This is a genomic window from Pseudomonas schmalbachii, assembly GCF_017589465.1.
GTDB classification, from domain to species: Bacteria; Pseudomonadota; Gammaproteobacteria; order Pseudomonadales; family Pseudomonadaceae; genus Pseudomonas; species Pseudomonas schmalbachii.
The window spans coordinates 337,844-364,641 of record NZ_JAELYA010000003.1; the positions used below are offsets into that span (position 1 = coordinate 337,844).

Sequence of the window (26,798 nt, forward strand, 5' to 3'; positions counted from 1 at the left end):
CTACTCAACAATCGAGAAAATTTCGGCAAGCAAGCGTAATCGTCATCGTTACCGCGGTATTACTGATCATTCCCAATCTCAGCCGACTAGTGATCTGAAACCTCTCGACCGTCCCGTCGCTGCGCACCGCGAGCGCTCCTTCGGCTGCCGCGGTCGGCGCAGCACGGACACATCCGCAAATGGCCGGTATGGGCGGCGCAGCCGCCCGGGTGCCACCTCTCAGCTCCAGTAATCCCCCGGCGGCGCCGGCAGTTCGCCGAGCAACTGACGCAGCCCGCTGCACCATTGCGCACGAATCCCCTCGAAATAGGCATCGCCCTCCTTCACCCGGAATCCCTGCGGCACCTCCAGGCTGCCGGCGTGGTAGACCAGCAGGTCCAGCGGCATGCCGACCGACAGATTGCTGCGGATGGTCGAGTCGAAGCTGATCAGCGCGCAGCGCAGCGCCTGCTCCAGCGGCGTGGCGTGGTTCAGGGCGCGGTCGAGGATCGGCTTGCCGTACTTGCTTTCGCCGATCTGGAAATACGGCGTGTCGCGGGTCGCCTCGATGAAGTTGCCCTGCGGATAGATGTTGAACAGACGCGGCTGTTCCTCGCCGATCTGCCCGCCGAGCAGGACCGAGCAGCCGAGATCGACGCCCTGCCGCTGGACGTTGCCGCAATCGTGCTCGACGACTTCCTGCAGGGTGCTGCCGACCAGCCGCGCCGCCTCGAACAGGCTGTCGACGTTGTGCAGGTTGGCTTCCTCGCCGTCGAGCCGCTGCCGCAGCAGGCTGATCACCGACTGCGAGGTGGCCAGGTTGCCGGCGGTCTGCAGCACGACCAGGCGCTCGCCCGGCGTGCCGAAGATGTGCAGCTTGCGGAAGGTGGCGATGTTGTCGACGCCCGCGTTGGTGCGCGAGTCGGAGACGAAGACCAGGCCTTCGGCCAGGTTCATGGCGACGCAGTAGGTCATGGCAGGGGCGTTCTCATCTGGCGGGTGGATTCTGATTGTTGTTCATGGTTGTGCTTTTTCCCCCTCATCCCCACGGGAGAAGACAGGATCGGTGCAGGCCGGGTTTCCCTCACCCCAACCCTCTCCCAGAGGGAGAGGGGGCTGGATTGGCGTGAGTTGGAGGTTTGCGAGCCCTGCCCATCACTGCTGTTGTTGCGCCTGTTGCTGCTGCCCCGGCGCTACGCGGACGTGCGCGTGCATCTGCTCACAGCCGCCGCCCCGGCGCATGCCGCGCACCGGGCAGGCGTCGAGGTAGTCCAGGCCGACCGCCAGTTTCAGGTGGCGTTCCGGGCGGCCCAGGCAGTTGGTCACGTCGAAGCTGTACCAGCCGTCGTCCAGCCAGGCCTCGGCCCAGGCGTGGCTGGCCAGGTGTTCGGCGCTGTCGGTGTAGAGGTAGCCGGACACATAGCGCGCCGGCACGCCCAGGCTGCGGGCGCAGGCGAGGAAGGCGTGGGCGTGGTCCTGGCACACCCCCTGCCCGGCCGCGAAGGCCTCGGCGGCGGTGCTGTCGACGCGGGTGGAACCCGGCGAGTAGGCGATGCGCTGGTTGAGGTCGTGCATCAGGCCCAGCAGCGCCTCACGGTCGCGGCGCTCGCCGCACTGCTCGCGGGCATATTCGCCCAGGGTGGCGTCGGCGCGGGTCAGGCGGGTGCCGCGCAGGAACGGCAGCGGCGAGGCCGGGTCGTCCTCGCATTCGTCGCTGTCGTCGATCTCCACGTGCCCGTGGGCGGTGATGACGATGGACTCGTGCGGCTCGTCGAGGGTCAGCACGTGCAGGATGTTGCCGTAGGCGTCACGCAGCGCGTGGGCCGGGCGCGGCAGTTGCAGTTGCCAGTCGAGCACGCGCTGGCGGTGGCTTTCCTGCGGAGTCAGGCGCAGGTACTGGATGCTCGCACGTACCTGGTCTTCGTAGCGGTAGGTGGTGTCGTGATGGATCGAGAGTCTCATGCGGCCTCCAGGTAGGAACTGTGGATGGCATTGGCGAGCTGGCGGACCAGCCCGATGTGGTCGGTGATCCAGTCGTGCAGGCCGACATCCAGCACTTCGTCGATGCCGGTGTAGCGCACCCGCGCCTCCAGTTCGGCGGCCATGCGCTGGGCCGGGCGGCCGTTGGCGCCGGGGAGTTCGGAGAGGATCAGGCTGAGGACTTCCGCGCAGGCCAGCAGCGAGCGCGGCACGTCCTCGCGCAGCAGCAGGAGTTCGGCGATGTTGCGGGCGTTGAGGGCGTCGCGGTACAGCTCGGTGTAGCCCTCGAAGGCCGACAGGGCGCGCAGCAGTGCGGTCCACTGGTAGTAGCCGCGCGCCGAGTCGCCACCCGGCCCTTCCTCGGCGGCGCCGAGCACCTGGTTGCGCGCATCGAGCAGGCGCAGGGTGTTGTCGGCGCGTTCGATGTAGGTGCCGAGGCGGATGAAGTGGTAGGCGTCGTTGCGCATGATGGTGCCGAAGGTGGCGCCGCGGAACAGGTGCGAGCGATTCTTCACCCACTCGCAGAAACGGCTGATGCCGTAGCGAAGCAGGCCCTGGCCGGCGATGTCGCGCATCTCCAGCCAGGTGGAGTTGATGTTCTCCCACATGTCCGTGGTGATCCGCCCGCGCACCGCATGCGCCGCGGCCCGTGCGGCTTCCAGGCAGCAGTAGATGCTCGCCGGGTTCTTCGCGTCGAGGGCGAAGAAGTTCAGCAGGCGTTCGGCGTGCAACTCGCCGTGGCGCTCCAGGTAGGCATCCAGGGTGCCGGTGATCAGCAGCGGCATCGCCAGTTCGTCGCGACCATCGCCACGGCCGCTCTGCGGCATCAGCGACAGCGAATAGCTGACTTCGAGCATGCGCGCGAGGTTTTCGGCGCGCTCCAGGTAGCGCGACATCCAGTACAGGTCCGAGGCAGTCCTACTCAGCATCCATCAATCCTCCACTACCCAGGTGTCCTTGGTGCCGCCGCCCTGGGACGAGTTGACCACCAGCGAGCCTTCGCGCAGCGCCACACGGGTCAGCCCGCCCGGGACGAGACGGGTATTACCCGGCGCCGACAGCACGAACGGGCGCAGGTCGATATGGCGGGGAGCGATGCCACTGTCGACGAAGGTCGGACAGGTCGACAGGCTCAGCGTCGGCTGGGCGATGTAGGCCTCCGGACGGGCCTTGAGGCGGGCGCGGAAGGCCTCGATTTCCGCGGCGGTCGAGGCCGGGCCGACCAGCATGCCGTAGCCGCCGGAACCCTGCGTTTCCTTCACCACCAGTTCCGGCAGGTGCGCCAGCACATGGGACAGGTCCTCCGGCTTGCGGCACTGCCAGGTCGGCACGTTGTGCAGGATCGGCTCCTCGTCGAGGTAGAAGCGGATCATCTCCGGCACATAGGGATAGATCGACTTGTCGTCCGCCACGCCGGTGCCGATGGCATTGGCCAGCACCACGTTGCCGGCGCGATAGGCCGCCAGCAGGCCGGGGACGCCGAGCATGGAATCCGGGTTGAAGGCCAGCGGGTCGAGGAAGTCGTCGTCGACGCGCCGGTAGATCACGTCCACCTGCTGCGGACCGGCGGTGGTGCGCATGAACACGCGCTCGTCGCGGACGAACAGGTCCGCGCCCTCCACCAGTTCCACCCCCATCTCGCGGGCGAGGAAGGCGTGCTCGAAGTAGGCGCTGTTGAAGCGCCCGGGGGTCAGCACCACCACGCAGGGCTGCTCGACTTCGCTGGCCTGGCGCAGGGTGTCCAGCAGCAGGTTCGGGTAGTGGTCGATGGGGGCGATGCGCTGCTGGGCGAACAGCTCGGGGAACAGGCGCATCATCATCTTGCGGTTCTCCAGCATGTAGGAGACGCCGCTGGGCGTGCGCAGGTTGTCCTCCAGCACGTAGTAGCTGCCGCTGCCGTCGCGCACCAGGTCGACTCCAGCGATGTGCGCGTAGACGTTGCCCGGCACGTCCAGGCCCTGCATCGCCAACTGGTACTGGTCGTTGGCCAGCACCTGCTCCGGCGGGATCAGCCCGGCCTTGAGAATGCGCTGGTCGTGGTAGAGGTCGGCGAGGAACAGGTTCAGCGCCTGCACCCGCTGGATGCAGCCGGCCTCGATGATGCGCCACTCGCTGGCCGGGATGCTGCGGGGGATGGTGTCGAAGGGGATCAGGCGCTCGGTGCCCTGGTCGTCGCCGTAGAGGGTGAAGGTGATTCCGGCCCGGTAGAACAGCAGGTCGGCTTCCCGCCTGCGTTGTTGCAACTGCTCCGCCGGAGTCTGCGCCAGCCAGCGGGCGAACTCGCTGTAGTGGGGTCGGCAGCCGCCACCGGCGTCATGCATCTCGTCATAGAAAATCCGCGCCATGCTGTACTCCTTGCTGCCGCGCTGTTTCGCGGCAAGAGGAGCGTTGCAAGGCTCGCGCCAGGAAATAAATCCTTTATCTTCAATGACTTGGAAATCTGCAGCGGTTTCTGCGCACTGCGACGGTGCACACCTGTGCATGCACCCGCCGCAGCCGCTCCATTCTGGGCTTTTCCGGCCCCGGACCGTCCTTGTCAGCCCATGGGGCCACGACTACGCTGCAAATGCGTGCCCGGGCGGTAATGGCACGCTGCTGTCGCCACGGTGCCCCCGTTCGGCGCGGTTCGGCCGCAGAGGCTCCGACATCCGGAACAACTGGAGTCCCGTCCATGCCTTCACTGAAATTCGCCTCCCTGGCTTTCGCCAGCGCCTGTGTCATCTCCAGCGGCTCGCTGCAGGCCGCCGAAGCGCTCAAACAGCTCGGCACGCCCGAAGGCGCCCTCGACATCATCGCCTGGCCCGGCTACATCGAGCGCGGCGAAAGCGACAAGAACTACGACTGGGTGACCCAGTTCGAGAAGGACACCGGCTGCAAGGTCAACGTGAAGACTGCCGCCACCTCCGACGAAATGGTCAGCCTGATGGCCAAGGGCGGCTACGACCTGGTCACCGCCTCCGGAGACGCCTCGCTGCGGCTGGTCTACGGCAAGCGCGTGCAGCCGATCAACATCGAGCTGATCCCGAACTGGAAGAACGTCGACCAGCGCCTGCAGAACAGCCCCTGGCATACCGTCGACGGCGCCCACTACGGCACGCCCTACCAGTGGGGGCCGAACGTGCTGATGTACAACACCAAGGTCTTCCCGAAAGCCCCGCAAAGCTGGGCGGTGGTGTTCAAGGAGCAGAACCTGCCGGACGGCAAGAGCAACAAGGGTCGCGTACAGGCTTACGACGGCCCGATCTATATCGCCGATGCCGCGCTCTACCTGCGCACTACCCGGCCCGAACTGAACATCACCGACCCCTATGAATTGAACGACGAGCAGTACGCCGCGGCGGTCAAGCTGCTGCGCGAACAGCAGAAGCTGATCCACCGCTACTGGCACGACGCGACGGTGCAGATGAGCGACTTCAAGAACGAAGGTGTCGCCGCGTCCGGCTCCTGGCCCTATCAGGTGAACGCGCTGGAGGGTGAGAAACAGCCGATCGCCTCGACCATCCCGGTGGAGGGCTCCACGGGTTGGGCCGATACCACCATGATGCATGTCGACTCCAAGCACCCGACCTGCGCCTACAAGTGGATGAACTGGTCGCTGGAACCCAAGGTGCAGGGCGACCTCGCCTCCTGGTTCGGCTCGGTGCCGGCGGTGCCGGAAGGCTGCAAGGCCAGCACCCTGCTCGGCGCGGAAGGCTGCGCCACCAACGGCTACGAGAACTTCGAACGCATCGCCTTCTGGAAGACCCCGCAGGCCAAGTGCTCCCAGGGGCAATGCGTGCCGTACAGCCGCTGGACGCAGGACTACATCGCGATCATGGGTGGACGATAGGAACGTAGGTTGGTGCTGAGCTTGCGAAGCCCAACGGTGCCACGGCTCGGCAAATGTTGGGCTTCACTGCGTTCAGCGCCAACCTACGATGTGCCACCGACGCCTCGGCCCACGATGCGCCCCGCCGCGCACTAAAGCCCCCATGCGCTACCTTTTCTGTAGCAAACCAGCAACGCGGGCAGCCCCAGCATGACCACAGCCGTCCAGTTCACCGACGTGAGCCGTCACTACGGCGAGGTACGCGCCGTCGACCGGGTTTCCATCGATATCCGCGATGGCGAATTCTTCTCCATGCTCGGCCCATCCGGTTCCGGCAAGACAACCTGCCTGCGCCTGATCGCCGGTTTCGAGCAGCCGACCTCGGGCTCCATCCGCATCCATGGCGAAGAGGCCGCCGGCCTGCCGCCGTACCAGCGCGACGTCAACACGGTGTTTCAGGACTACGCGCTGTTCCCGCACATGAGCGTGCTGGAGAACGTCGCCTACGGCCTGAAGGTGAAAGGCGTCGGCAAGTCCGAGCGCCTCGGGCGCGCCGAGGAAGCCTTGGGCATGGTCGCCCTCGCCGGCTACGGTTCGCGCAAGCCGGCGCAGCTTTCCGGTGGCCAGCGCCAGCGCGTGGCACTGGCCCGTGCGCTGGTGAATCGTCCGCGTGTGCTGCTGCTCGACGAACCCCTCGGCGCCCTCGACCTCAAGCTGCGCGAGCAGATGCAGGTGGAGCTGAAGAAGCTGCAGCGCCAGCTCGGCATCACCTTCATCTTCGTCACCCATGACCAGGGCGAGGCACTGTCGATGTCCGACCGGGTGGCGGTGTTCAACAAGGGCCGCATCGAACAGGTCGACACCCCGCGCAACCTCTACATGCGCCCGGCCACGCGCTTCGTCGCGGAGTTCGTCGGCACCGCCAACGTGCTGCGCGGCGACCTGTCCCAGCGCCTGCTCGGCGAGAAGAAGGAGTTCTCCCTGCGTCCGGAACACGTGCGCTTCGGTCGCGCAGGGGATGGCGAACTGGAAGTCGCCGGCACGCTGTTCGACGTGCAGTACATGGGCTCCAACAGCCGCTACGAGATCGAACTGGACAGCGGCGAGCGACTGGTCGCCGCCCTGCCCCATAGCGAGCGCGAAGAATCTCGGCCGCAGCCTGGTGAGGCGGTCACCGCCTGCTGGGCGCGCAGCGCGCTGGTGCCGCTGCGCGAGGAACCCGGCCCATGAGCCTGACGCGCGGCATCTCCAGCTTCTTCTACCGCCGCAGCACGCTGTACCTGCTGATGCTGCTGATACCGCCGCTGCTGTGGTTCGGCGTGATCTACATCGGCTCGCTGTTCGCCCTGCTCTGGCAGAGCTTCTACACCTTCGACGACTTCACCATGGCGGTGACGCCGGACCTGACCCTGGCGAACTACGTCGCGCTGCTCAACCCGGCCAACTACGACATAGTCCTGCGCACCCTGACCATGGCCATCGCGGTGTCCATCGCCAGCGCCATCCTCGCCTTCCCCATCGCCTACTACATGGCGCTGTTCGCCGGGCCGAAGGAAAAGGCCTTCTTCTATATCGCGGTGATGCTGCCGATGTGGGCCAGCTACATCGTCAAGGCCTACGCCTGGACGGTGATCCTGGCCAAGGGCGGCATCCTCTACTGGGTGATCACCAAGCTGCATCTGGAAGGATTGCTCGACTACCTGCTGGAAGTGCCCGGCGTGGGCGGCAACACGCTGTCCACCTCGCACATCGGGCGCTTCTGGGTGTTCACCTACATCTGGCTGCCGTTCATGATCCTGCCGATCCAGGCCGCGCTGGAACGCCTGCCGCCGTCGCTGCTGCAGGCTTCCGCCGACCTCGGCGCGCATCCGCGGCAGACCTTCATGCAGGTCACCCTGCCGCTGGCCTTCCCCGGCGTGGTGGCCGGCTCGATCTTCACCTTCAGCCTGACCCTCGGCGATTTCATCATCCCGCAGTTGGTGGGACCCAGCGGGCTGTTCATCGGCACCATGGTCTACGTGCAGCAGGGGGCGATCGGCAACATGCCGCTGGCCGCCGCCTTCACCCTGGTGCCGATCGTGCTGATCGCCATCTACCTGTCCATCGCCAAACGCTTGGGGGCTTTCGATGCACTCTGAAAGGGCTTCCTGGGGCCTGCGCCTGGCCGCCTGGGGCGGGCTGGTGTTCCTGCACTTCCCGATCCTGGTAATCCTGCTCTACGCCTTCAACACCGAGGATTCGGCCTACAGCTTCCCGCTGCAGGGCTTCACCCTGAAATGGTTCTCCATCGCCGCCCAGCGCGGCGACGTGCTGGATGCCATCGTGCTGTCGGTGAAGATCGCCGCCGTCGCCACGCTGATCGCCATGGTCCTCGGCACCCTCGCCGCCGGCGCGCTGTACCGGCGGGACTTCTTCGGCAAGGAAGGCATCTCGCTGATGCTGATCCTGCCCATCGCCCTGCCCGGCATCATCACCGGCATCGCCCTGCTCTCGGCGTTCAAGACCCTCGGCATCGACGCGGGCTTCCTGACCATCGTCATCGGCCACGCGACGTTCTGCGTGGTGATCGTCTACAACAACGTGATCGCCCGCTTCCGCCGCACCTCCGTGAGCCTGATCGAGGCGAGCATGGACCTCGGCGCCGATGGCTGGCAGACCTTCCGCTACGTGATCCTGCCGAACATCGCCACCGCCCTGCTGGCCGGCGGCATGCTGGCCTTCGCCCTGTCGTTCGACGAGATCATCGTCACCACCTTCACTGCCGGCCATGAGCGCACCCTGCCGCTGTGGCTGCTCAACCAGCTCACCCGCCCGCGCGACGTGCCAGTGACCAACGTGGTGGCGATGCTGGTGATGCTCGCCACCATGCTGCCGATCCTCGGCGCCTATTACCTGACCCGGGGAACCAGTGACGTGGCAGGAGGCGGCAAGTAACCCATCTCTCCCACCAAGCCCTGAGAGGAGGACCGATCTCATGCAAACCAAACTGCTGATCAACGGCCATTTCGTCGCCGGCGAAGGCGAGGCGCTGGATATCCTCAACCCGGCGACGGGCGAAGTCATCGGCAAGATCGCCGAGGCCAGCGAGGCCCAGGTGGATGGTGCGGTGCGGGCCGCCGATGCGGCCTTCGACGGCTGGTCGCAGACCGCACCGAAGGACCGCGCGATGCTCCTGCTGCGTCTGGCGGACAAGATCGAGGAACACGGCGAAGAGCTCGCCCGCCTCGAATCCGACAATTGCGGCAAGCCCTATTCGGCTGCGCTCAACGATGAAATCCCGGCCATCGCCGATGTGTTCCGCTTCTTCGCCGGTGCCTGCCGCTGCCTGCCTGGCTCTGCGGCGGGCGAATACCTGCCCGGCTTCACCTCGATGATCCGCCGCGATCCGGTCGGCGTGGTCGCTTCCATCGCGCCGTGGAACTATCCGCTGATGATGGCCGCCTGGAAGCTCGGCCCGGCGCTGGCCGCCGGCAACACGGTGGTGCTCAAGCCCTCCGAACAGACGCCGCTGACCGCCCTGCGCCTTGCCGAGTTCATCGCCGAACTGTTCCCCGCCGGCGTGGTGAACATGGTCTGCGGCCGCGGAACCTCGACGGGCAATGCGCTGGTCAGCCACGACCTGGTACGGATGGTTTCCCTGACCGGCTCGGTCGGTACCGGCAAGTCGATCATCCGCAGCGCGGCGGAAAACGTTAAGCGTATGCACATGGAACTGGGCGGCAAGGCGCCGGTGATCGTGTTCGACGATGCCGACCTTCAGGACGTGGTCGCCGGCATCCGCACCTTCGGCTTCTACAACGCCGGCCAGGACTGCACCGCAGCCTGCCGCATCTACGCCGGCAAGAAGATCTACGACAACTTCGTCGCCGACCTCGTCAGCGCCGTGTCGAGCCTGAAGACCGGCCTGCAGAACGACCCGGCCACCGAACTCGGCCCGCTGATCACCGCAGCCCAGCGCGACCGGGTTTCCGGCTTCGTCGAACGGGCCAAGGCCAGCCCGCACATCAGCATCGCCACCGGCGGCAACCTGGTGGCCGGCAAGGGCTTCTTCTACGAACCGACGGTGGTGGCCAACGCCCAGCAGGACGACGAGATCGTCCGCCGCGAGGTATTCGGCCCGGTGGTTTCGGTCACGCCGTTCAGCGATGCCGACGAGGCGATCCGCTGGGCCAACGACTCCGACTACGGCCTGGCGTCCTCGGTGTGGACCCGCGACATCGGCCGCGCCTCACGGGTCGCCGCACGCCTGCAGTACGGCTGCACCTGGGTGAACACGCACTTCATGCTGGTCAGCGAAATGCCCCACGGCGGCTTCAAGCAGTCGGGCTACGGCAAGGACCTGTCGATGTACGGCCTGGAGGACTACACGGTGGCGCGGCACATCATGTTCAAGCATTGAAGCCGTTGATTTGTAGGTTGGCGCTGAGCGCAGCGAAGCCCAACATCCGCCGGGCATGGCAACGTTGGGCTTCGCTGCGCTCAGCCCAACCTACGAAAAGCCAACCTACGCGAGTTCCGCCAGCTTCAGCCAATGGCTGTAGAAGCCCTCGGCCACGCGATTCATCGCCGCGACCTTGGCCGGCAGGTCAGCGAGCATCGCTTCCGCCGTCTCCTGGCTCGGCTGGCTCGGGTCGAGGTATTGCGGGAAGCCGGTGACCCAGCCGTGCACCAGTTCCTCGGTCATCTCCGGATGGCCCTGCAAACCGAGGACGAAGCCGCCCCAGCTGAACGCCTGGTTCTCGCACCAGGGGCTGGACAGCAAGTGCTCGGCGCCCGGCGGCAGGTCGAAGGTGTCGCCATGCCACTGGTAGATCGGAAATTCCTCGGGCAGATGCGCCAGCCACGGGCTACGCGACTCCTGGCGGCGCATGGGCTGCCAGCCCAGTTCGGTATAGGGTTGGTGGCGGATGGCCGCGCCCAGCGCCCTGGCCAATAGCTGACCGCCGAGGCAGTGGCCGATCATCGGCACCCGGCGCTCGATGAACTGGCGCAGCGCCGCGACTTCGGCCTTCAGCCAGTCGAGGTCGTCGTTCACGCTCATTGGCCCGCCCATGATCGCGACGGCCCGGGGCCGCTGCAGGTCGTAGCCGTCCAGCTCGCCGAGATCGGCGCGCAGCACGTCGAAGGAGTGGCCGGCCCGGTCGAGCACGTTCGCCAGGTGGCCGGGAGGACAGAAGTCCGCGTGGGTAAGGATCAGGATTTCGCTCATGCGGCGCAGTCTGCCGCAAAGCCTCGGCCCCATAAACCCCCAGAACACGGAACCCGCGCCGCCTGGATGGCGACGGCGCGCGTTCGTGATAGGGAGCTTGCCTTGCAACCGCGAAGGGCCGCGAATCGCCCTGTCAGCGTAACGACGTCACTTCCTGAGTGACGCCCCAACCGTCGAGTACACCTCCGAGTGGCACCACGATTTCCTCAAGATCGTGTTCGAACGCGCCAATCGCCGCGTGGGTGGCGAACATCACCTTGCTGATCTGCAGGTTCCAGCCGCCATCCTGACGCTCTTCGACCTGGGCCCTCAGCGATTCTCCCCGGAACTGCCGGGCGGCCTTCCGGGCGTTCTGCTCATCGGCAAAGATGGCGTAAAAGTCGATGGGGTGAATGCGAGCGAAGTCGAACCCACCTTCCTTCATGCGGCGCAATACGTTGACGCTGATATCCTCCGAGAGGGGCTTTTCCATGGTACGCACCTCCTTTCGTGACATTCAGTTTCACCCTAGTTTCCTGAATCCGGGCGCCTCCCCGCTTCCCAACCGGGCACGCGGAGGACACTGGTTTGCGCCCGGTAAACGCCAAGTTGGATCAACGTCCACAAACAGGCAGTCATCTTCGGCGAACGCACAAAGTTGAGGCGTCTGCCGAATAACCTCGACAGCCATTGGATTCAGCGTAGCGCCAATGCAGGCCGAATGCCGGCCCTTTGGCGGATCGTACCGCTGGCGGCGACAGGCGGCAGTCCGCGCCGCCTGCAGGGATGTCAATTTCCCAGCGCTGGGGTTACCCGGTGGGTGCTGGGAAAAGGAAAGCAGGTAGGGCGGGTGCAACCCGCCAGTCCGGAGATGGCATGGCGGGTTTCACCCGCCCTACACAGAAGAAAGGGACCCGAAGGCCCCTTTCCGTCAGCCGCCGCTCTTCGTGTCGGGCTTGCCATCCACCACACCGGCGGTGTTGTCCAGCAGGCTCTTGGTCGCGGTCTGGATGAACGACTCCAGGCGCTTGCGCAGATCCTCCTGGTCGGCGGGCTGGTCGATCCGGTCGGCACGCGGGCTGGCGCCCAGCTTGTAGTCGTAGACGCGGATATCGCCTTCCTTCGGTTTGACCAGGATGCGGTTGTCGGAAATGATCGCCACCACCTGCTCGCTGCCGGACGGCTTGATCACGCCGAAGCCCTTGTCGCCCGCAGGCAGGTTGAGCAGATCGCGACCCCAGCACTGGTGACGCACCTCGCCGCCGAGGCGACCCATGATGGTCGGCACGATGTCGACCTGGGTGCCGACGATGTCGCGGCTGGCGCCGAACTTCTGCTGGATGCCGGGCGCGATGAACAGCATCGGCACGTTGAAGCGGTGCAGGTCCATTTCGGTCAGTTGGTCGGGCGCGCCGAAGCCATGGTCGCCCACCACCACGAACAGGGTGTCCTTGTAGTACGGCGACTTCTTCGCCTTCTCGAAGAACTGCCCCAGCGCCCAGTCGGAGTAGCGCATGGCGGTCAGGTGCTCGTCGAGATTGCCGTTGCCGGTCACCTTCTCCACCGGCAGGTCCTTCGGCAGCGCGTACGGCGTGTGGTTGGAAAGGGTCTGCAGCAGCGCGTAGAACGGCTTGCCGCTGGCTTCCAGCTTGTCCAGTTCCTCGTTGCCACGGGCGAACATGTCCTGGTCGGAGACGCCCCAGGTCGGGTCGGAGAACACCGGGTTCACGAAGTCGTTGCGGCCGACGAAGGTGGTCATGCCCTGGTTGCTGAAGAAGCCAGACTGGTTGTCCCAGGCAAAATCGCCGTTGTAGACGTAGACGTCTTCGAAATGGCGCGCGCTGAGCAACTGCGGCAGGCCGGAGAACTTGTGGCCGCCTTCCGGCGTCTGCATCAGGTATTCGAAGCCCGGCAGGTTCGGGAAGCACGCCATGGTGGCGAACATGCCCTGGTGGGTGTGGGTGCCGTTGGAGAAGTAGCGGGTGAACAGCAGGCCTTCCTTCGACAGCTGGTCGAAGTACGGCGTGATGTTGCCCGACGCACCGAGCGCGCCGACATAGCGGCCGGCGAAGCTCTCCATGAGGATCACCACCACGTTCTTGACCGGCAGGGTGCCGTCGGCCGGCGGGGTGTAGTCGCGGCGGATGGCGGCTTCATCGGCATCGACCAGCTTCTCGTCCGACATCAGCAGCATGCTGCGCACGATGTCGCGGGCCTGATCGACCGGCAGGGAAGCCTTCCAGATGTTGTCGCGGTCTTCGGAGAAGCGGCTTTCCGCGGCCTTGATCAGGGTCAGGGTGCCGTTCAGGCCGAGCTGGTTGGCGAACATCGACTCGGTGGTGAAGGCATCGCCCCAGCGCAGCGGCGGACCCTGGCGCAGGGTGCCGCGGGCGGCGACCACGCAGACCACGACGACCAGCAGCATCACCGGAACGCGCAGATACCAGGCAGCGAGCTGCGGACCGGCGACGCTCGGCCGGGAGGCCAGGTCGATGCGCTTGAACACCTGGTACAGCACCCAGGTGGCGACTGTCCAGGCCAGCAGGTAGCGGACCACCGGGAAGCCGTACCAGAGCATGCTCATCACGGTCTTCGGGTCTTCCGACATGTACTGGAACACCAGGCTGTTCAGGCGCTGGTGGAATTCGCGGTAGAAGTCCAGCTCGATCACGCCGAGGAACAGGGTGATGCTGGCGAATATGGTCAGCCAGATGCGCCAGACACCGCGCGCGGCCATCGCCCGGGCGCTGGCGATGGCGAATACCAGCGGCGCGATGCCGTAGACGACGGCGCGGATATCGAAGCGCATGCCGGTGATGAAGGCTTCGAAGAAGGTGCTGGTCGGGGTGTTGCCGACCAGGTCGCGGTTATAGATGAACAATGCAAGGCGCAGCAGGGAGAACATCACCATCAGCGCCAGCGTGGCCCGCAGGGTGAAGGTCAGGTGGCTGGCCACGGTGGGCCGCACGAGGCGCATGCCTGTTTGACGTTCGCTTATGACTTCCGGTTGACCCATGGGAGGTTCCGTCGTTGCTTACTGGAAAGTGGAATGTGCCGGGAGCGCTGGACGCTCCCTCGCGTCGGTTCGTTGACGCGCCTGAAAAGTGCCGCGGCATTAGAACGCAGGCTGTACCAGCGTGCAAAGACACGCGTCGGAATCAGCCCTGGCGGCGCATTCTATTGATCTGTGGCAGAGGGGACAAACAGGAATGAATCGCAATCTTATCCGCATGCTACCAGCCAGCCCGGTAGCATGCCTGCATCGACGTGAAGAAAATGTCACGCCGACATAGGGTCTGTTGACGCACCGCTCGGAACGAAACGTCAACAGCCCCCGGGAGGGAGTCACGCGTTGCTGGACTTGCCGATGGCCTGCAGCACGTACTGCGGCAGGGCGAAGGCGCCCTGGTGGACTTCCGGGTTGTAGTAGCGGGTGACGATGCCGCTGGCGGCGAAGCGCTGGCGCAGGGTTTCCAGGTCCACCTTGCGCAGGGCGGCATCGGCGGCGCCCCAGGCGAAGGTCATGGAGCCGCCGATATAGGTCGGCACGGCCGCATGGTAGAAGTGCCAGTCGGCGAACAGGCCGTTCATCCGGCCGGCGGTGTTGCGCACGCCGTCCAGTTGCATGAACGGGGTGCCGTTCTGCGTCACCAGCACGCCGCCATCGTTCAGGCAGCGGCGGCAGGCCTGGTAGAAGTTCTCCGAGAACAGCACCTCGCCCGGGCCGATCGGGTCGGTGGAGTCGGAGATGATCACGTCGAACTTCTCCTGGGTGGTGGCGACGAAACGCATACCGTCGTCGATCACCAGGTTCAGGCGCGGATCGTCGTAGGCGCCGTTGGAGTGCTTCGGCAGGAATTCCTTGCACATGTCGACCACGGTGCCGTCGATCTCGACCATGGTGATGTGCTCGACGCCGGCGTGCTTGGCCACTTCGCGCAGCATGCCGCCATCGCCGCCGCCGACGATCAGCACGCGTTTGGCGGCGCCGTGGGCGAGGATCGGCACGTGGGTGAGCATCTCGTGGTAGATGAACTCGTCGGCCTCGGTGGTCTGGATCACCCCGTCGAGCGCCATCACGCGGCCCATGCGGGCATTCTCGAAGATCACCAGGTGCTGGTGCTCGGTACGCACTTCATGGAGCATCTTGTCGACGCTGAAACGCTGGCCGTAGCCTTCGTAGAGGGTTTCCTGATAATCACGCATGGGCGGGGCTCCCGGGCAGGACAGTGGTAGACGCGAAACGGAACGATTCCGCCTCGCCCCGAAAATGAGGCGCGCATTCTACGCCGCACGACATTACAGGTCGAACCCCGCGAGTTTGAAAGTCAGTTGCGGGAGGACAGGCGGACCGGCAGCGGTTATCGTCCGCTCATGAACGCCACGACGATGCCGCAGACCCTGCACCTGCCCTACCTCGCCCCCTGGGACTGGCAGCAGTTCCACCAGCACTTCGCCCTGCGCGCCCTCCCCGGCGTCGAATGCCTGGAGCCGCGCCGCTACAGCCGCAGCGTACGCATGGACGGCCACGCCGGCTGGTTCAGCGTCGCTCCGCTGGACGACGAAGCCGCGCTGGAACTGCAGCTGTACCTCGATCCGCAGGCTGCCGCCCATGCACAGGCGCTGGTGGCACGGGTTCGGCGGATGTTCGATCTGGACGCCGATCCCCGGCAGGTGGCCGCCCATCTGGGCGCCGACCCGCTGCTGAAGCCGCTGCTGGAAAACCATCCGGGCCTGCGCTTGCCCACCGCCTTCGATCCGTTCGAGCAGGCGGTGCGCGCCATCGTCGGCCAGCAGGTGACGGTGAAGGCCGCCGTGACCATCACCGGCCGCCTGGTCGAACGCCTCGGCGAGCCGCTGCCGAATGCCCGGGCCGACGGCCCCCGGCGGCTGTTCCCGACGCCGGAAGCCCTGGCCGGCGCCAATCTCGATGGCATCGGCATGCCCGGCAAGCGGGTGGCGACCCTGCAGCGCTTCGCCGAGGCCTGCGCCAGCGGCGCCCTCGCCCTGCATGTGGAGGATGGCGCCGAAGCGCTGGTGCAGCGGCTCTGCGCCCTCCCCGGCATCGGTCCTTGGACCGCCGAGTACGTCGCCCTGCGCGCCTTCGGCGAGGCGGATGCCTTCCCCGCCGCCGACCTCGGCCTGCTCAAGGCGCCGGTGTGGGGCGAAGGAGGCATCAGCGCCCGCGAACTGGCCCGCCGCGCCGAAGCCTGGCGGCCGTGGCGCGCCTACGCGGCGGTCTATCTATGGCAAAGCTATGCGAACGGAGGTTGATTCCATGTACTACCGCTACCACGACAGCCCCATCGGCCGCCTGCTGCTGGCCGGCGACGAACAGGGCCTGTACCTGCTGCACATGGACGCCGCGGAAGCCTACACGCTGCCGCCCGACTGGAGCGAAGCCACGGACCAACTGGACGATGTGGTGCGTCAGCTCGACGAATACTTCGCCGGCAAGCGGCAGACCTTCGACCTGCGTCTGGCGCCGAAAGGGACAGAATTCCAGCGCGAAGTCTGGCAGGCGCTGCTGGAAATCCCCTTCGGCCGCACCACCTGCTACGCCGAACTGGCCGAACGCATCGGCCGGCCGAAAGCGATGCGCGCCGTCGGCGCCGCCAACGGCGCCAACCCCATCGCCGTGATCATCCCCTGCCACCGGGTGATCGGCCGCGACGGCAGCCTCACCGGCTACGGCGGCGGCCTGGAGAGAAAGGAACTGCTGCTGCGCCTGGAAGGCGCCTGGCTGTGACAGGAGAGATGCAACAACCCATCCTACCGGGCTGGCTGTGAGGTCACCCGTAGGTTGGCGCTGAACGCAGTGAAGCCCAACATCTGGTGGGGCCTGCTCCAATGCTGTTGGGCTTCGCAGGCTCAGCGCCAACCTACGGGTCGACTGCTGCGCCGGGCGGGGAATCGTTACAACCGCGCCAGATCGATCACCGCGAAGCTGGCGACGGTATCGTGCCCTTCCAGCACCCCGCCCTCGCGGGCCAGGCCGACGGTCTGCATGCCGGCTTCCTGCGCCGCGTCCAGTTCCTGCACCACGTCGGAGAGGAACAGGATGCTCTCGGCGGGCAGGCCGATGGCGGCGCCGATCCGCTCATAGGACGCCGCCTCGCGCTTGCCGCCCGAAGTGGTATCGAAATAGCCGGAGAACAGCGGAGTCAGGTCGCCCGCTTCGGAGCAGCCGAAGATCAGCTTCTGCGCCTGGATCGAGCCGGAGGAATAGACGTACAGCGCATAGCCCTCGTCGTGCCAGCGGCGCAGCGCATCCACCGCGTCCGGATAGACGTGGCCCTTGAGCTGCCCGGCCTTGTAGCCCTGCTCCCAGACCATCCCCTGCAGCGCCTTCAGCGGCGTGGCCTTGCGGTCCTCGGCGATCCAGCCGAGAAGAATCTCGATGCAGCGCTCGACATCCGCCTGCGCCTCGCCGCTCTCCTTACGCACCGCCGCCAGTTGCCCGGCGACCGCCGGTTCGTCGGCATGCTCGCGGACGTAATCCGGCAGGTGCGCCGCGGCGTAGGGGAACAGCACATCGAAGACGAAGCTGACGGCGCTGGTGGTGCCTTCGATGTCGGTGAGGATGGCTTTGATGGACATTCAGGTACTCCGGTTGTGCGGCAACGATGGGTATCGCTTCGCTCAACCCATCCTACGTGGCTACGGATGGCGTGAAGATGTAGGGCGGGTGCAACCCACCACATCATTGGCTGTTCAATCTTCCAGCTGCGGAAAACGCTTGGCGATGTCGTCGCCGGTGAACTTCGCGACCCAGCCTTCCGGGTTGTTGAACAGGCGGATGGCGACGAAGTGCGGGCGCTCGCCCATGTCGAACCAGTGGGGGGTGCCGGCCGGCACCGAGATCAGGTCGTTCTTCTCGCACAGCACGGCGTAGACATGATCGTCGATGTGCAGGGTGAACAGGCCGCGACCGGCGACGAAGAAGCGCACTTCGTCCTCGCCATGACGGTGTTCGTCGAGGAACTTGGCGCGAAGTTCGTCCTTCTGCGGGTTATCGGCGTTCAGGCTGATCACGTCGACGGTGACGTAGCCCTGCTCGTCCATCAGGCGCTGGATTTCGTGGCGGTAGGCGGCGATCACCTCGTCCTGGCTGGCGCCGGGGGCGATCGGGGCGTTGGCGGCCCAGCGCTCGAAACGCACACCGACTTCGTCCAGGGTGGCGGCGATGTCTTCTACGTTGGTCAGCAGCTTCAACGGCTGCTCGGGCTGGGATTCGTGGTAAACGGTCAGGCTACTCATCGGCGCAGGCTCATCTCTTTCAATTCACATTCGAACAGGAACTCGAAGGCTTCCACCTGGCGCAGGGCATCGCTCATGCGCGCTCCCCAAGTGTACAGGCCGTGGCCGCGGATCAGGTAACCCGGGCAATCCGGATGGGCCTCCAGCCAGGGCTGGACCTTGTCCGCCAGGCGGGCGATGTCCTGGTCGTTGTCGAAGATCGGCACGATCACCCGGCCTTCATGGGTGGTCACGCCGGCGAAGGCCTTCTGCAGTTCGTAGTCCTCCAGCTCCAGGCGGTCGCCCGGGACCATCCGCGACAGCACGGTGGCGTTCACCGAATGGGTATGCAGCACCGCGCCGATCTCCGGCCGCCAGGCGTAGAGCTGGGTGTGCAGCAGGGTTTCGGCGGAGGGCTTCTTGCCCGGCTCCAGGCTATTGCCGGCCAGGTCGGTGGCCAGCACGTCGTCGACGCCGAGCTGGCCCTTGTGCTTGCCGGACACCGTCAGCAGCGCTTGATCGGCGGCCAGGCGCGCCGAGTAGTTGCTGCTGGTCGCCGGGGACCAGCCGCGGGAATAGAGGAAGCGACCGGCTTCGATGATCTGCCGGGTCAGCTCTTCACAGTTGTCGCTCATGCCCTCTCCTCTTTCTTCAGGCAGGTGCTGATCATGATCGCCGCGCCGAGTGCCGCGAGGCTGGCGATGGCGAAGGTCCAGGCCGGACCCAGGCTACTCCAGCTATAGCCGGAGTAAAGCGAACCCAGCGCGCCGCCGGTGCCGGCCAGCGCGGCGTACAGCGCCTGGCCCTGCCCCTGCTGGCGCGCCTGGAAGGTGCGCTGGACGAAGTGTATGCAGGCCGCGTGGAAGCTGCCGAAGGTCGCCGCGTGCATCAGCTGGGCGAACAGCAGCACCAGCAGATGCTCGGCCAGGCTGCCCAGCAGCAGCCAGCGCAGCGCCGCCAGCAGGAAGCTCGCCGCCAGCACCTGGCGCAGGGTGAAGCGCCCGAGCAGACGCGGCATCACCAGGAACAGGATCACCTCGGCCACCACGCCGAGCGCCCACAGCAGGCCGATCACCCCGCGGCTGTAGCCGAGCGCTTCCAGGTGCAGGGTCAGGAATGTGTAGTACGGCCCGTGGGACAGCTGCATCAGGCACACGCACAGGTAGAACGCCAGCACGCCGGGCTGCAGCAGCTGGGCGAGGAAACCACCAGCTTCCTCGGCACCCTGGCGCCAGGACGGCTGGGCGTTGGGCACCCACCAGCTGCTGGCAACGATGCCGAGCATGATCGCCAGCAGCGCCAGCGGATAGGCGTCCAGGCTCGCCAGTTCGAACAGCTTGCCGAGCCCGACCACGGTGCAGATGAAACCGATCGAGCCCCACAGGCGGATGCGGCTGTAGGTCTCGGTACGTTGGCCGAGATGCGCCAGGGTGATCACCTCGAACTGCGGCAGCACCGCGTGCCAGAAGAACGCATGCAGGGCCATCACCATCGCCAGCCAGGCGTAGCTATGGCTGAGAAAGATGGTCGAGAAGCTCAGCGCAGTCGCCAGCGCGCCGAAGCGCACGATGGCCAGCCGCCGCCCGCTCCAGTCGCCGAGCCAGCCCCAGATGTTCGGCGCGACGCAACGCATCAGCATGGGAATCGCCACCAGCTCGCCGATCCGCGCGCTGGAGAAGCCCAGGTGATGAAAATAAAGGGCGAGAAACGGCGCCGTCCCGCCCAGCAGGCAGAAATAGAAGAAGTAGAAGCTGGACAGGCGCCAGTAGGGCAACGCGGGCTGCATCAGATCGTCATGTAGGTTGGGTTGAGGAGCAACGCGACGAAGCCCAACGCCGAGCCTCGCTGTTGGGCTTCGCTGCGCTCAGCCCAACCTACGACAGCAATCACAATTGCGGCAGTACCGGCGTCGAGACGCTCACCCCGGCATTCTGCGCACGATGACGCAGCAGGTGGTCCAGCAGCACGATGGCCATCATCGCCTCGGCGATGGGGGTGGCGCGGATGCCGACGCAGGGGTCGTGGCGGCCCTTGGTGATCACGTCCACCGGGTTGCCGTTCACATCGATGGAGCGGCCTGGGGTGGTGATGCTGGAGGTCGGTTTCAGCGCCAGGTTGGCGACGATCGGCTGTCCGGAGGAAATGCCGCCGAGGATGCCGCCGGCGTTGTTCGACAGGAAGCCCTGCGGAGTCAGCTCATCACGGTGCTCGGTGCCGCGCTGGGCGACGCTGGCGAAACCGGCGCCGATTTCCACGCCCTTCACCGCGTTGATGCTCATCAGCGCGTGGGCCAGCTCGGCGTCCAGGCGGTCGAAGATCGGCTCGCCGAGGCCCGGCGGCACGCCTTCGGCGACCACGGTGATCTTCGCGCCGACCGAGTCCTGGTCACGGCGCAGCTGGTCCATGTAGGCCTCCAGCTCCGGCACCTTGTCCGGATCGGGGCTGAAGAAGGCGTTCTGCTCGACGCTGTCCCAGGTCTTGAAGGGAATCTCGATGGGGCCGAGCTGGCTCATGTAGCCGCGCACCTGGATGCCCAGGGTCGCCAGGTACTTCTTGGCGATGGCGCCGGCAGCCACGCGCATGGCGGTCTCGCGCGCCGAGGAACGGCCGCCGCCACGGTAATCGCGGATGCCGTACTTGTGGTGGTAGGTGTAGTCGGCGTGGGCCGGGCGGAACAGGTCCTTGATCGCCGAGTAGTCCTTGGATTTCTGGTCGGTATTGCGGATCAGCAGGCCGATCGGCGTACCGGTGGTCTTGCCCTCGAACACCCCGGAGAGGATTTCCACCTCGTCGTCTTCCTGGCGCTGGGTGGTGTGCCGGCTGGTGCCGGGCTTGCGCCGGTCGAGGTCGCGCTGCAGGTCTTCCAGGGAAAGCTCCAGCCCCGGCGGGCAGCCGTCGACGATGGCGACCAGCGCCGGGCCATGGCTTTCGCCAGCCGTGGTGACGGTGAACAGCTTGCCGTAGGTATTGCCGGACATGCGAGGCTCCGTGGAAATACGTCGTTGTTCGAAGGGCCGAGCAGTATACCCGCAGCGCCCCGCCCTGCGAACCGTCGGCGGGCGCCTTGGTGGCCAGGCGGCACCCTCAAGAATGGCCGCCAGTTGCCGATAACCGTCTCGACCTCCCTCGCCAGCCCCGAGGCGCCCTGATGACTCACAGCGAAACAAGCCCTGCCGAGCAGACCGAGCAGCCACACCCGTGGGCGGACCTGGCGGCGGAACAGTTCCGCCTGCTGCGCCTGGCGCCGCTGCCTGCCGATCCGCATACCGGCACGCGGCCGCTGCGCTTCGTCCAGTTGGGGCGGGTGGAACGTCATTCCAACGAGCAGAGCCTGCTGCGCCTGACCGTCCAGCTTCCCGGCCAGGCTCTGCGCAAGGAGCAGAACCTGCTGGAGGTCTGGGTCGACCATCGCAACAGGGAGGTGCGCTTCGGCGCCGACAGCGGCTTCTCCAGCGAACCGGCCAACCGTGGGCTGGGCCGGTTCCTGCTGGCCCAGGGGATTGGCTGGGCGCAGCAGAAATGGGCGCATTACCGGGTCGAGGGCGCGGTACTGGGGATCAAGGACGTGTCGAGCGAAGAGGCCCGCCTGCGCCGCGACCACGTGCTGCGCGCCCAGGGTTTCGATGTCAGCTACGAGGACAACCGCCAGCTCAAGGCGCACTGCTCGGCCGGGCGGGTCAGCGAGCTGTACGACGACTGGCACAAGGAAAAGCTGCAGATCGTGTCGATGCTGGATGCGGCGGCGATGCTGGAACAGGCCGAGCACAACCTACAGGCCCAGGAAGGCGAAATCCGCCAGTTGCGCCAGCGCATCGAGACCTTCCGCCGCGACGACTCCAGCCTGCGCTTCATCATCGCTTGCCTGACGCTGTTCGCCGTGTTCCAGGCGATCCTGCTGATCTGGATCGCCACGCGCTGACCGGTGCACGTCCCGTAGGTTGGTGCTGAACGCAGTGAAGCCCAACACCCGAGCGCGGAAGTGTTGGGCTTCGCAAGCTCAGCGCCAACCTACGTATCACTTCACCCGCGAACGGAACAGCTCCTGATGGTGCCGGCATTGCGCCGCCGAGAGCAGGAACACGCCGTGGCCGCCGTGCGCGAATTCCAGCCAGGTGAAATCCACTTCCGGATACAGCGCCTCGACATGCACCTGGCTGTTGCCGACCTCGACGATCAGCATGCCCTGGGCGGTCAGGTGGTCGGCCGCCTCGGCGAGCATGCGCCGCACCAGGTCCAGGCCATCGTCGCCGCAGGCTAGGCCGAGTTCCGGCTCGTGCTGGTATTCCGCCGGCATGTCGGCGAAATCCTCCGCATCCACGTAGGGCGGATTGGACACGATCAGGTCGAAGCGCTGCCCCGGCAGGCCGGTGAAACCGTCGCCCTGTACGGTGTAGACGCGCTCGCCCAGCTCATGCCGCTCGATGTTGATATTGGCCACTTCCAGCGCATCGAAGGAAAGGTCCGCCAGCACCACCTCGGCCTGCGGGAAGGCGTGGGCGCAGGCGATGCCGATGCAGCCGGAGCCGGTGCAGAGGTCGAGGACACGCGCCGGCTCGGCGGCCAGCCAGGGCTGGAAATGCTGCTGGATCAGCTCGCCGATGGGTGAGCGCGGCACCAGTACGCGCTCGTCGACCACGAACGGCATATCGCAGAACCAGGCCTCGCCAAGCAGATAGGCCGTCGGCACGCGCTCGTCGATGCGTCGAAGCAGGAGCGACATCAGGTGCTCGCGCTCGTCGTCCTCCAGGCGGCAGTCCAGATAGGCGTCGGCGATTTCCCACGGCAGATGCAGGGCGCCCAGGACCAGTTGGCGCGCCTCGTCCCAGGCATTGTCGGTGCCATGACCGAAGAACAGGCCCTCCGCATGGAAACGGCTCACGGCCCAGCGGATATGGTCACGCAGGGTCAGCAAACGGGATTCGGTCACGGCACAGGTCCTCGCAGCTCGCAAAAAGGGGCGGATTCTAGCCGATGGCAGTCCGCATGGCTCGCCTCGCGTCAATACCACTTTGCGCATATTTAGCAAAGGTTCACAGCGCGCGCGTTACGGCCCACAATGAAGGCATCGCATCATCAGGAGTCGTGACATGCCCCAACCGCTGAGCCTGCTGCAGATCACCGGGCGCGGTTATCCGCCAGCCACCCTCCGCCAGAGCACCCTGCTGATCATCGACGCGCAGGAGGAGTATCGCAGCGGCGTCCTGGCGCTCCCTGGCCTGGAGCCGGCGGTGGCGCAGATCCGTCTGTTGCTGGAGGCGGCCCGTAACCACGGCACGCCGATCATCCACGTCCATCATCTCGGCGTGCATGGCGGCCTGCTCGATCCCCAGGGCGTTCGTGGCCAGTTCCTGCCCGAGCTGGCGCCGCTGCCCGGCGAGCCCGTGGTAGACAAGCGCATGCCCAACGCCTTCTCCGGCACCGACCTGCATGACCGCCTGCAGGCCATCGGCCGCCTGGACCTGATCGTCTGCGGGTTCATGACCCATTCCAGCGTCAGCACCACGGTGCGCGCCGCGAAGGATTACGGCTACCGCTGCACGCTGGTGGACGCCGCCTGCGCCACCCGCGACATCCCCACTCCGGAAGGTGGAGTGCTCTCCGCGCAGGACCTGCACCGGGCGGAACTCGCCGCGCTGGGCGACAACTTCGCCGCTGTCGTGGCCCAGGCGCAGGCCCTGGTCTAGCGCATACGCCACGCGCCGTCCGTCCCGCAGCCCGGCAGCCGGCGGCGCCAGCGATTAGGCTGTAGGGCGTGCGCGGGCAAGCGTGGCGCCCGTGGAGGGGTGGAACCCCGCCAACCCGCACCGGTCATAGCCTCGATCACCAGATGAGGAAGTCCGGATGAAGTTGTCCGATAGTTTCGATCCACGCCGCTTGCGCCCTCGCCGGCCCGGCCGCTGGCGCTGGCGCTTCGCCGCCGCCATCGCCGCGGTCATCGCCACGCTGGGCGTGCTGTGCTCGATGGCCGGCGTCGCCGCCCTGCTCGGCCGGCAGGAAGCACTGGGCGATCTGCGCATCGAACCGGGGGCGGGTGCCGTGCTGCTGGTCGTCGGCCTGCTCACCCTCTGGCTGGGCGTGATGTTCTGGCGCGCCGCGCGGCGGCGGACGCGCAATGCGGGAGGCCTGAGCCTTTCCCCGCACCTGATGAAGAAGCGCGACTGAGCGCCTTCTGCCGGGCAATCTGACAGGGATTTCCGCAATGCGCGCATGATCCGGTAAACTCGCCGGCTCTTCGCGGAGGCTTCATGCAAGACGACGATTTTTCCCTGTTCAAGAACGAGATGCGCGGCGTCAAGCGCATCCTCGTGGACCAGGCCGACACCGGCAAACCCAAGGCCGACCGCCAACAGCTCAACCAGCGCCGGCAGAACGCCACGGTGCGCGTAGAGGCCATCAAGGTCGACGGCCTGTCGGACCAGTTCGTGATCGATGTCGGTGCGGAAGACGAGCTCTACTGGGCCCGCGACGGCGTGCAGGAAAGCCAGATGCGCAAGCTCAAGCAGGGCCAGATCGCCTTCGAAGGCAGTCTCGACCTGCATGGGATGACCGTCGAGAAAGCCCGGGAAACCCTCTGGGACTTCCTCGCCGAAGCCGCCAGGTTCGAAATCCGCTGCGTCCGCGTCACCCACGGCAAGGCCGCACGCCTCGATGGCAAACGTCCGCTGGTGAAGAGCCACGTCAACACCTGGCTGCGCCAGCATCCGCAGGTGCTCGGTTTCACCTCCTGCCAGCCGCGCCACGGCGGCACCGGCGCGGTCTACGTCATGCTGCGGCGGACCATGCTCGAAGGCCGCGACGAATAGCCGCCCCTTGTCACCGCGTCCTGTGCGCCCTACCCTGCGCCTCTGCGCCCTTATCACGAATGCCAACAGGTAGCTCCATGTCCCTGGAACAACACTATTCGGCGATCCTCAGCCAGCTCGGCGAGGACGTCACCCGCGAAGGTCTCGTCGACACGCCCAAGCGTGCCGCGAAGGCCATGCAGTACCTCTGCCGCGGCTACCAGCAGACGCTGGAAGAAATCGTCAACGGCGCGCTGTTCAGTTCCGACAACAGCGAAATGGTGCTGGTCAAGGACATCGAACTGTATTCGCTGTGCGAGCACCATCTGCTGCCCTTCATCGGCAAGGCCCACGTCGCCTATATCCCGAACGGCAAGGTGCTCGGCCTGTCGAAGGTGGCGCGCATCGTCGACATGTTCGCCCGCCGCCTGCAGATCCAGGAAAACATGTCGCGGCAGATCGCCGAGGCCGTGCAGCAGGTCACCGGCGCGCTGGGCGTCGCCGTGGTGATCGAGGCCAAGCACATGTGCATGATGATGCGCGGCGTGGAGAAGCAGAACTCGTCGATGGTCACCTCGGTGATGCTCGGCGAATTCCGCGACAACTCCGCCACCCGCAGCGAGTTCCTCAGCCTGATCCGCTGAATCGCGCGCAAAAGAAAACCGGCCCCTCGAGGCCGGTTTTTTCATGCGCGGAGTGTAGCGCCATAGGGCGGGTGAAACCCGCCATCAATGCCTCCGGATTGGCGGGTTGCACCCGCCCTACCTGCCGAATCGGATGCAAGGAAAACCGGCGGTGGAGGCCGGTTTTTCATGCGCGGAGTGTAGCGCCGTAGGGCGGGTGAAACCCGCCATCAATGCCTCCGGACTGGCGGGTTGCACCCGCCCTACCTGTCGAATCGCATGCAAGGAAAACCGGCGGTGGGGCCGGTTTTTCATCCGTGGCGATCAGCGCGTGTAGTAGCCGACGGCGACCAGGTAGTCGCCTGACTTGCGCAGGAAGGTGTGCTTGGACTCGACCTTCTCGGTCACCGGGTTGCGCCACTGGTAGTCGTAGGTGCCCTCGCCCTTGCTCTTCGCCAGCTCCAGCATGTCGCGCCCTACCGGCTTGCCGGCGGGGTCCTTGACGTTGTTGAAGTCGGTCCCGACCATCCGCGTATTGAAGCCGTGGGCGACGTACTTCGAGGTGTTCAGGTCGATCACGAAGGCGTACAGGTCGTCCTCGATGAAGGCCTTGTCCAGGTCGTTGATGCGCTTGAAGGTCGCCTGCGGGTCCTTGGCGACTTCCGCCACGGTCTTCTCCAGCAGGGCCTGCGCCTGCGCCGGCTCGGCACGCGGGATGTAATAGCCGACGGCGAAGATGCGATCGTCGACGCGCTGGTAATAGGTGTGCTTGCGCTCCACACGGCCATCGGACCAGTTCTTCCAGCGGTAGTCCGCCTCTTCTATCTTGCCGCTTTCCGACTGTTTCAGGGCTTTCTGGAAGTCGTCACGCAGCGTCGGATCGAGGGACGGCAGGATATTGCGGCCGATCAGCATCACCGACGGGCCGCCGCTGGCAAGCATCACGCCGTCATTGTTCAGCACGTAGACATACAGTTCGCCGTCGATGAACTCCCCCTGGCGACTGAAAGCGGCGAATGACTTGTCGCCTTCCTGCTTGTAGTACGCCACGGCCTTCTCCAGCAGTTGCCGGGCCCGCTGCGCCTGCGCCTCGTCGGCATTGGCCACCATCGCGCCGGCAGCCGACAGACAGGCTGCGAACAGAACCAGAACGCGCGCCAGATATTTCATCGGCGAATTCCCCCCATGGTTATTTGGTT

The 26,798-nt window shown here is 66.0% G+C and carries 27 protein-coding genes; 12 read left to right on the forward strand and 15 right to left on the reverse strand.

Features of this window, described 5'->3' with window-relative positions:
• Positions 1-219: 219 nt before the first annotated feature.
• From JFY56_RS10295 to JFY56_RS10310, 4 genes are all read right to left on the reverse strand, one after another.
• Positions 220-954 carry a proteasome-type protease gene (locus tag JFY56_RS10295; RefSeq protein WP_208313556.1) on the reverse strand — a complete coding sequence of 245 codons (735 nt, stop codon included), beginning with the start codon at positions 952-954 and terminating at the stop codon, positions 220-222.
• Positions 955-1,134: 180 nt separating this feature from the next.
• Complete coding sequence (locus tag JFY56_RS10300) at positions 1,135-1,941, reverse strand: transglutaminase family protein (RefSeq protein WP_208313557.1); 807 nt, start codon at positions 1,939-1,941, stop codon at positions 1,135-1,137.
• Positions 1,938-2,888: an alpha-E domain-containing protein gene (locus JFY56_RS10305; RefSeq protein WP_208313558.1), complete on the reverse strand. Its 951-nt coding sequence runs from the start codon at positions 2,886-2,888 to the stop codon at positions 1,938-1,940. Before JFY56_RS10305 ends, JFY56_RS10300 begins: the two co-directional genes overlap by 4 nt.
• 3 nt (positions 2,889-2,891) lie before the next feature.
• The gene (locus tag JFY56_RS10310; protein WP_208313559.1) at positions 2,892-4,304 is read right to left on the reverse strand and encodes a circularly permuted type 2 ATP-grasp protein; all 1,413 of its coding nucleotides are present in this window, start codon (positions 4,302-4,304) and stop codon (positions 2,892-2,894) included.
• A 326-nt stretch (positions 4,305-4,630) separates the two neighbouring features.
• Here JFY56_RS10310 and ydcS point away from each other — a divergent pair, with 326 nt between their 5' ends.
• The 5 genes from ydcS (at position 4,631) to JFY56_RS10335 (ending at position 10,166) form a co-directional block, all read left to right on the forward strand.
• Positions 4,631-5,788: a putative ABC transporter substrate-binding protein YdcS gene (ydcS, locus tag JFY56_RS10315; RefSeq protein ID WP_208313560.1), complete on the forward strand. Its 1,158-nt coding sequence runs from the start codon at positions 4,631-4,633 to the stop codon at positions 5,786-5,788.
• 189 nt (positions 5,789-5,977) lie between these two features.
• Complete coding sequence (locus tag JFY56_RS10320; protein WP_208313561.1) at positions 5,978-6,997, forward strand: ABC transporter ATP-binding protein; 1,020 nt, start codon at positions 5,978-5,980, stop codon at positions 6,995-6,997.
• A complete protein-coding gene (locus tag JFY56_RS10325) occupies positions 6,994-7,905 on the forward strand; it encodes an ABC transporter permease (protein WP_208313562.1) in 912 nt (303 codons plus the stop codon). Before JFY56_RS10320 ends, JFY56_RS10325 begins: the two co-directional genes overlap by 4 nt.
• Entirely contained in the window at positions 7,895-8,701 is an 807-nt protein-coding gene (locus JFY56_RS10330) for an ABC transporter permease (protein WP_208313563.1), read from the forward strand. The genes JFY56_RS10325 and JFY56_RS10330 overlap by 11 nt, the downstream gene beginning before the upstream one ends.
• Before the next feature lie 40 nt (positions 8,702-8,741).
• Entirely contained in the window at positions 8,742-10,166 is a 1,425-nt protein-coding gene (locus JFY56_RS10335; RefSeq protein WP_208313564.1) for a gamma-aminobutyraldehyde dehydrogenase, read from the forward strand.
• A gap of 105 nt (positions 10,167-10,271) precedes the next feature.
• Here JFY56_RS10335 and JFY56_RS10340 read toward each other — a convergent pair whose 3' ends face one another.
• The 4 genes from JFY56_RS10340 to speE all read right to left on the reverse strand — a co-directional run bounded on the left by JFY56_RS10340 (position 10,272) and on the right by speE (position 15,161).
• Entirely contained in the window at positions 10,272-10,976 is a 705-nt protein-coding gene (locus JFY56_RS10340) for a type 1 glutamine amidotransferase (RefSeq protein WP_208313565.1), read from the reverse strand.
• 133 nt (positions 10,977-11,109) lie between these two features.
• Positions 11,110-11,448 carry a ribonuclease E inhibitor RraB gene (locus JFY56_RS10345; protein WP_208313566.1) on the reverse strand — a complete coding sequence of 113 codons (339 nt, stop codon included), beginning with the start codon at positions 11,446-11,448 and terminating at the stop codon, positions 11,110-11,112.
• Positions 11,449-11,886: 438 nt separating this feature from the next.
• Positions 11,887-13,971 carry an LTA synthase family protein gene (locus tag JFY56_RS10350; RefSeq protein WP_208313567.1) on the reverse strand — a complete coding sequence of 695 codons (2,085 nt, stop codon included), beginning with the start codon at positions 13,969-13,971 and terminating at the stop codon, positions 11,887-11,889.
• A gap of 329 nt (positions 13,972-14,300) precedes the next feature.
• Positions 14,301-15,161 (reverse strand): polyamine aminopropyltransferase, encoded by an 861-nt coding sequence (gene speE / locus JFY56_RS10355; RefSeq protein ID WP_208313568.1) that lies wholly within the window; start codon positions 15,159-15,161, stop codon positions 14,301-14,303.
• Positions 15,162-15,329: 168 nt separating this feature from the next.
• On the opposite strand from speE, the gene JFY56_RS10360 reads away from it, so the two are divergent.
• Positions 15,330-16,229 carry a DNA-3-methyladenine glycosylase family protein gene (locus JFY56_RS10360; protein ID WP_208313569.1) on the forward strand — a complete coding sequence of 300 codons (900 nt, stop codon included), beginning with the start codon at positions 15,330-15,332 and terminating at the stop codon, positions 16,227-16,229.
• A gap of 4 nt (positions 16,230-16,233) precedes the next feature.
• Positions 16,234-16,704: a methylated-DNA--[protein]-cysteine S-methyltransferase gene (locus JFY56_RS10365; RefSeq protein WP_208313570.1), complete on the forward strand. Its 471-nt coding sequence runs from the start codon at positions 16,234-16,236 to the stop codon at positions 16,702-16,704.
• A gap of 167 nt (positions 16,705-16,871) precedes the next feature.
• Here the strand turns inward: JFY56_RS10365 and mtnC are convergent, their stop codons facing one another.
• The 5 genes from mtnC to aroC form a co-directional block, all read right to left on the reverse strand.
• Positions 16,872-17,555 (reverse strand): acireductone synthase, encoded by a 684-nt coding sequence (gene mtnC / locus JFY56_RS10370; protein ID WP_208313571.1) that lies wholly within the window; start codon positions 17,553-17,555, stop codon positions 16,872-16,874.
• Between the two features lie 114 nt (positions 17,556-17,669).
• A complete protein-coding gene (locus JFY56_RS10375) occupies positions 17,670-18,215 on the reverse strand; it encodes a 1,2-dihydroxy-3-keto-5-methylthiopentene dioxygenase (RefSeq protein WP_208313572.1) in 546 nt (181 codons plus the stop codon).
• Positions 18,212-18,829 carry a methylthioribulose 1-phosphate dehydratase gene (locus tag JFY56_RS10380; protein ID WP_208313573.1) on the reverse strand — a complete coding sequence of 206 codons (618 nt, stop codon included), beginning with the start codon at positions 18,827-18,829 and terminating at the stop codon, positions 18,212-18,214. Before JFY56_RS10380 ends, JFY56_RS10375 begins: the two co-directional genes overlap by 4 nt.
• Positions 18,826-19,980: an MFS transporter gene (locus JFY56_RS10385; protein WP_208313574.1), complete on the reverse strand. Its 1,155-nt coding sequence runs from the start codon at positions 19,978-19,980 to the stop codon at positions 18,826-18,828. The genes JFY56_RS10380 and JFY56_RS10385 overlap by 4 nt, the downstream gene beginning before the upstream one ends.
• A gap of 100 nt (positions 19,981-20,080) precedes the next feature.
• On the reverse strand, positions 20,081-21,172 hold the full coding sequence (gene aroC, locus JFY56_RS10390; protein ID WP_208313575.1) for a chorismate synthase: 1,092 nt from the start codon (positions 21,170-21,172) through the stop codon (positions 20,081-20,083).
• A 170-nt stretch (positions 21,173-21,342) separates the two neighbouring features.
• Between aroC and JFY56_RS10395 the strand changes: the two genes are divergently transcribed.
• A complete protein-coding gene (locus tag JFY56_RS10395) occupies positions 21,343-22,113 on the forward strand; it encodes a hypothetical protein (RefSeq protein ID WP_208313576.1) in 771 nt (256 codons plus the stop codon).
• A gap of 96 nt (positions 22,114-22,209) precedes the next feature.
• Here the strand turns inward: JFY56_RS10395 and prmB are convergent, their stop codons facing one another.
• A complete protein-coding gene (prmB, locus tag JFY56_RS10400) occupies positions 22,210-23,121 on the reverse strand; it encodes a 50S ribosomal protein L3 N(5)-glutamine methyltransferase (protein WP_208313577.1) in 912 nt (303 codons plus the stop codon).
• Positions 23,122-23,281: 160 nt separating this feature from the next.
• Here prmB and JFY56_RS10405 point away from each other — a divergent pair, with 160 nt between their 5' ends.
• From JFY56_RS10405 to folE, 4 genes are all read left to right on the forward strand, one after another.
• Positions 23,282-23,878, forward strand: coding sequence for a cysteine hydrolase family protein (locus JFY56_RS10405; protein ID WP_208313578.1), 597 nt, complete (start codon positions 23,282-23,284; stop codon positions 23,876-23,878).
• 157 nt (positions 23,879-24,035) lie between these two features.
• The gene (locus tag JFY56_RS10410) at positions 24,036-24,356 is read left to right on the forward strand and encodes a hypothetical protein (protein WP_208313579.1); all 321 of its coding nucleotides are present in this window, start codon (positions 24,036-24,038) and stop codon (positions 24,354-24,356) included.
• A gap of 83 nt (positions 24,357-24,439) precedes the next feature.
• Positions 24,440-24,997, forward strand: a complete 558-nt coding sequence (locus tag JFY56_RS10415; RefSeq protein ID WP_208313580.1) for a Smr/MutS family protein — start codon at positions 24,440-24,442, stop codon at positions 24,995-24,997.
• 77 nt (positions 24,998-25,074) lie between these two features.
• Positions 25,075-25,620, forward strand: coding sequence for a GTP cyclohydrolase I FolE (gene folE / locus JFY56_RS10420; protein WP_208313581.1), 546 nt, complete (start codon positions 25,075-25,077; stop codon positions 25,618-25,620).
• A gap of 303 nt (positions 25,621-25,923) precedes the next feature.
• Here folE and JFY56_RS10425 read toward each other — a convergent pair whose 3' ends face one another.
• Entirely contained in the window at positions 25,924-26,769 is an 846-nt protein-coding gene (locus tag JFY56_RS10425) for a cache domain-containing protein (RefSeq protein ID WP_208313582.1), read from the reverse strand.
• Between the last annotated feature and the right edge of the window lie 29 nt (positions 26,770-26,798).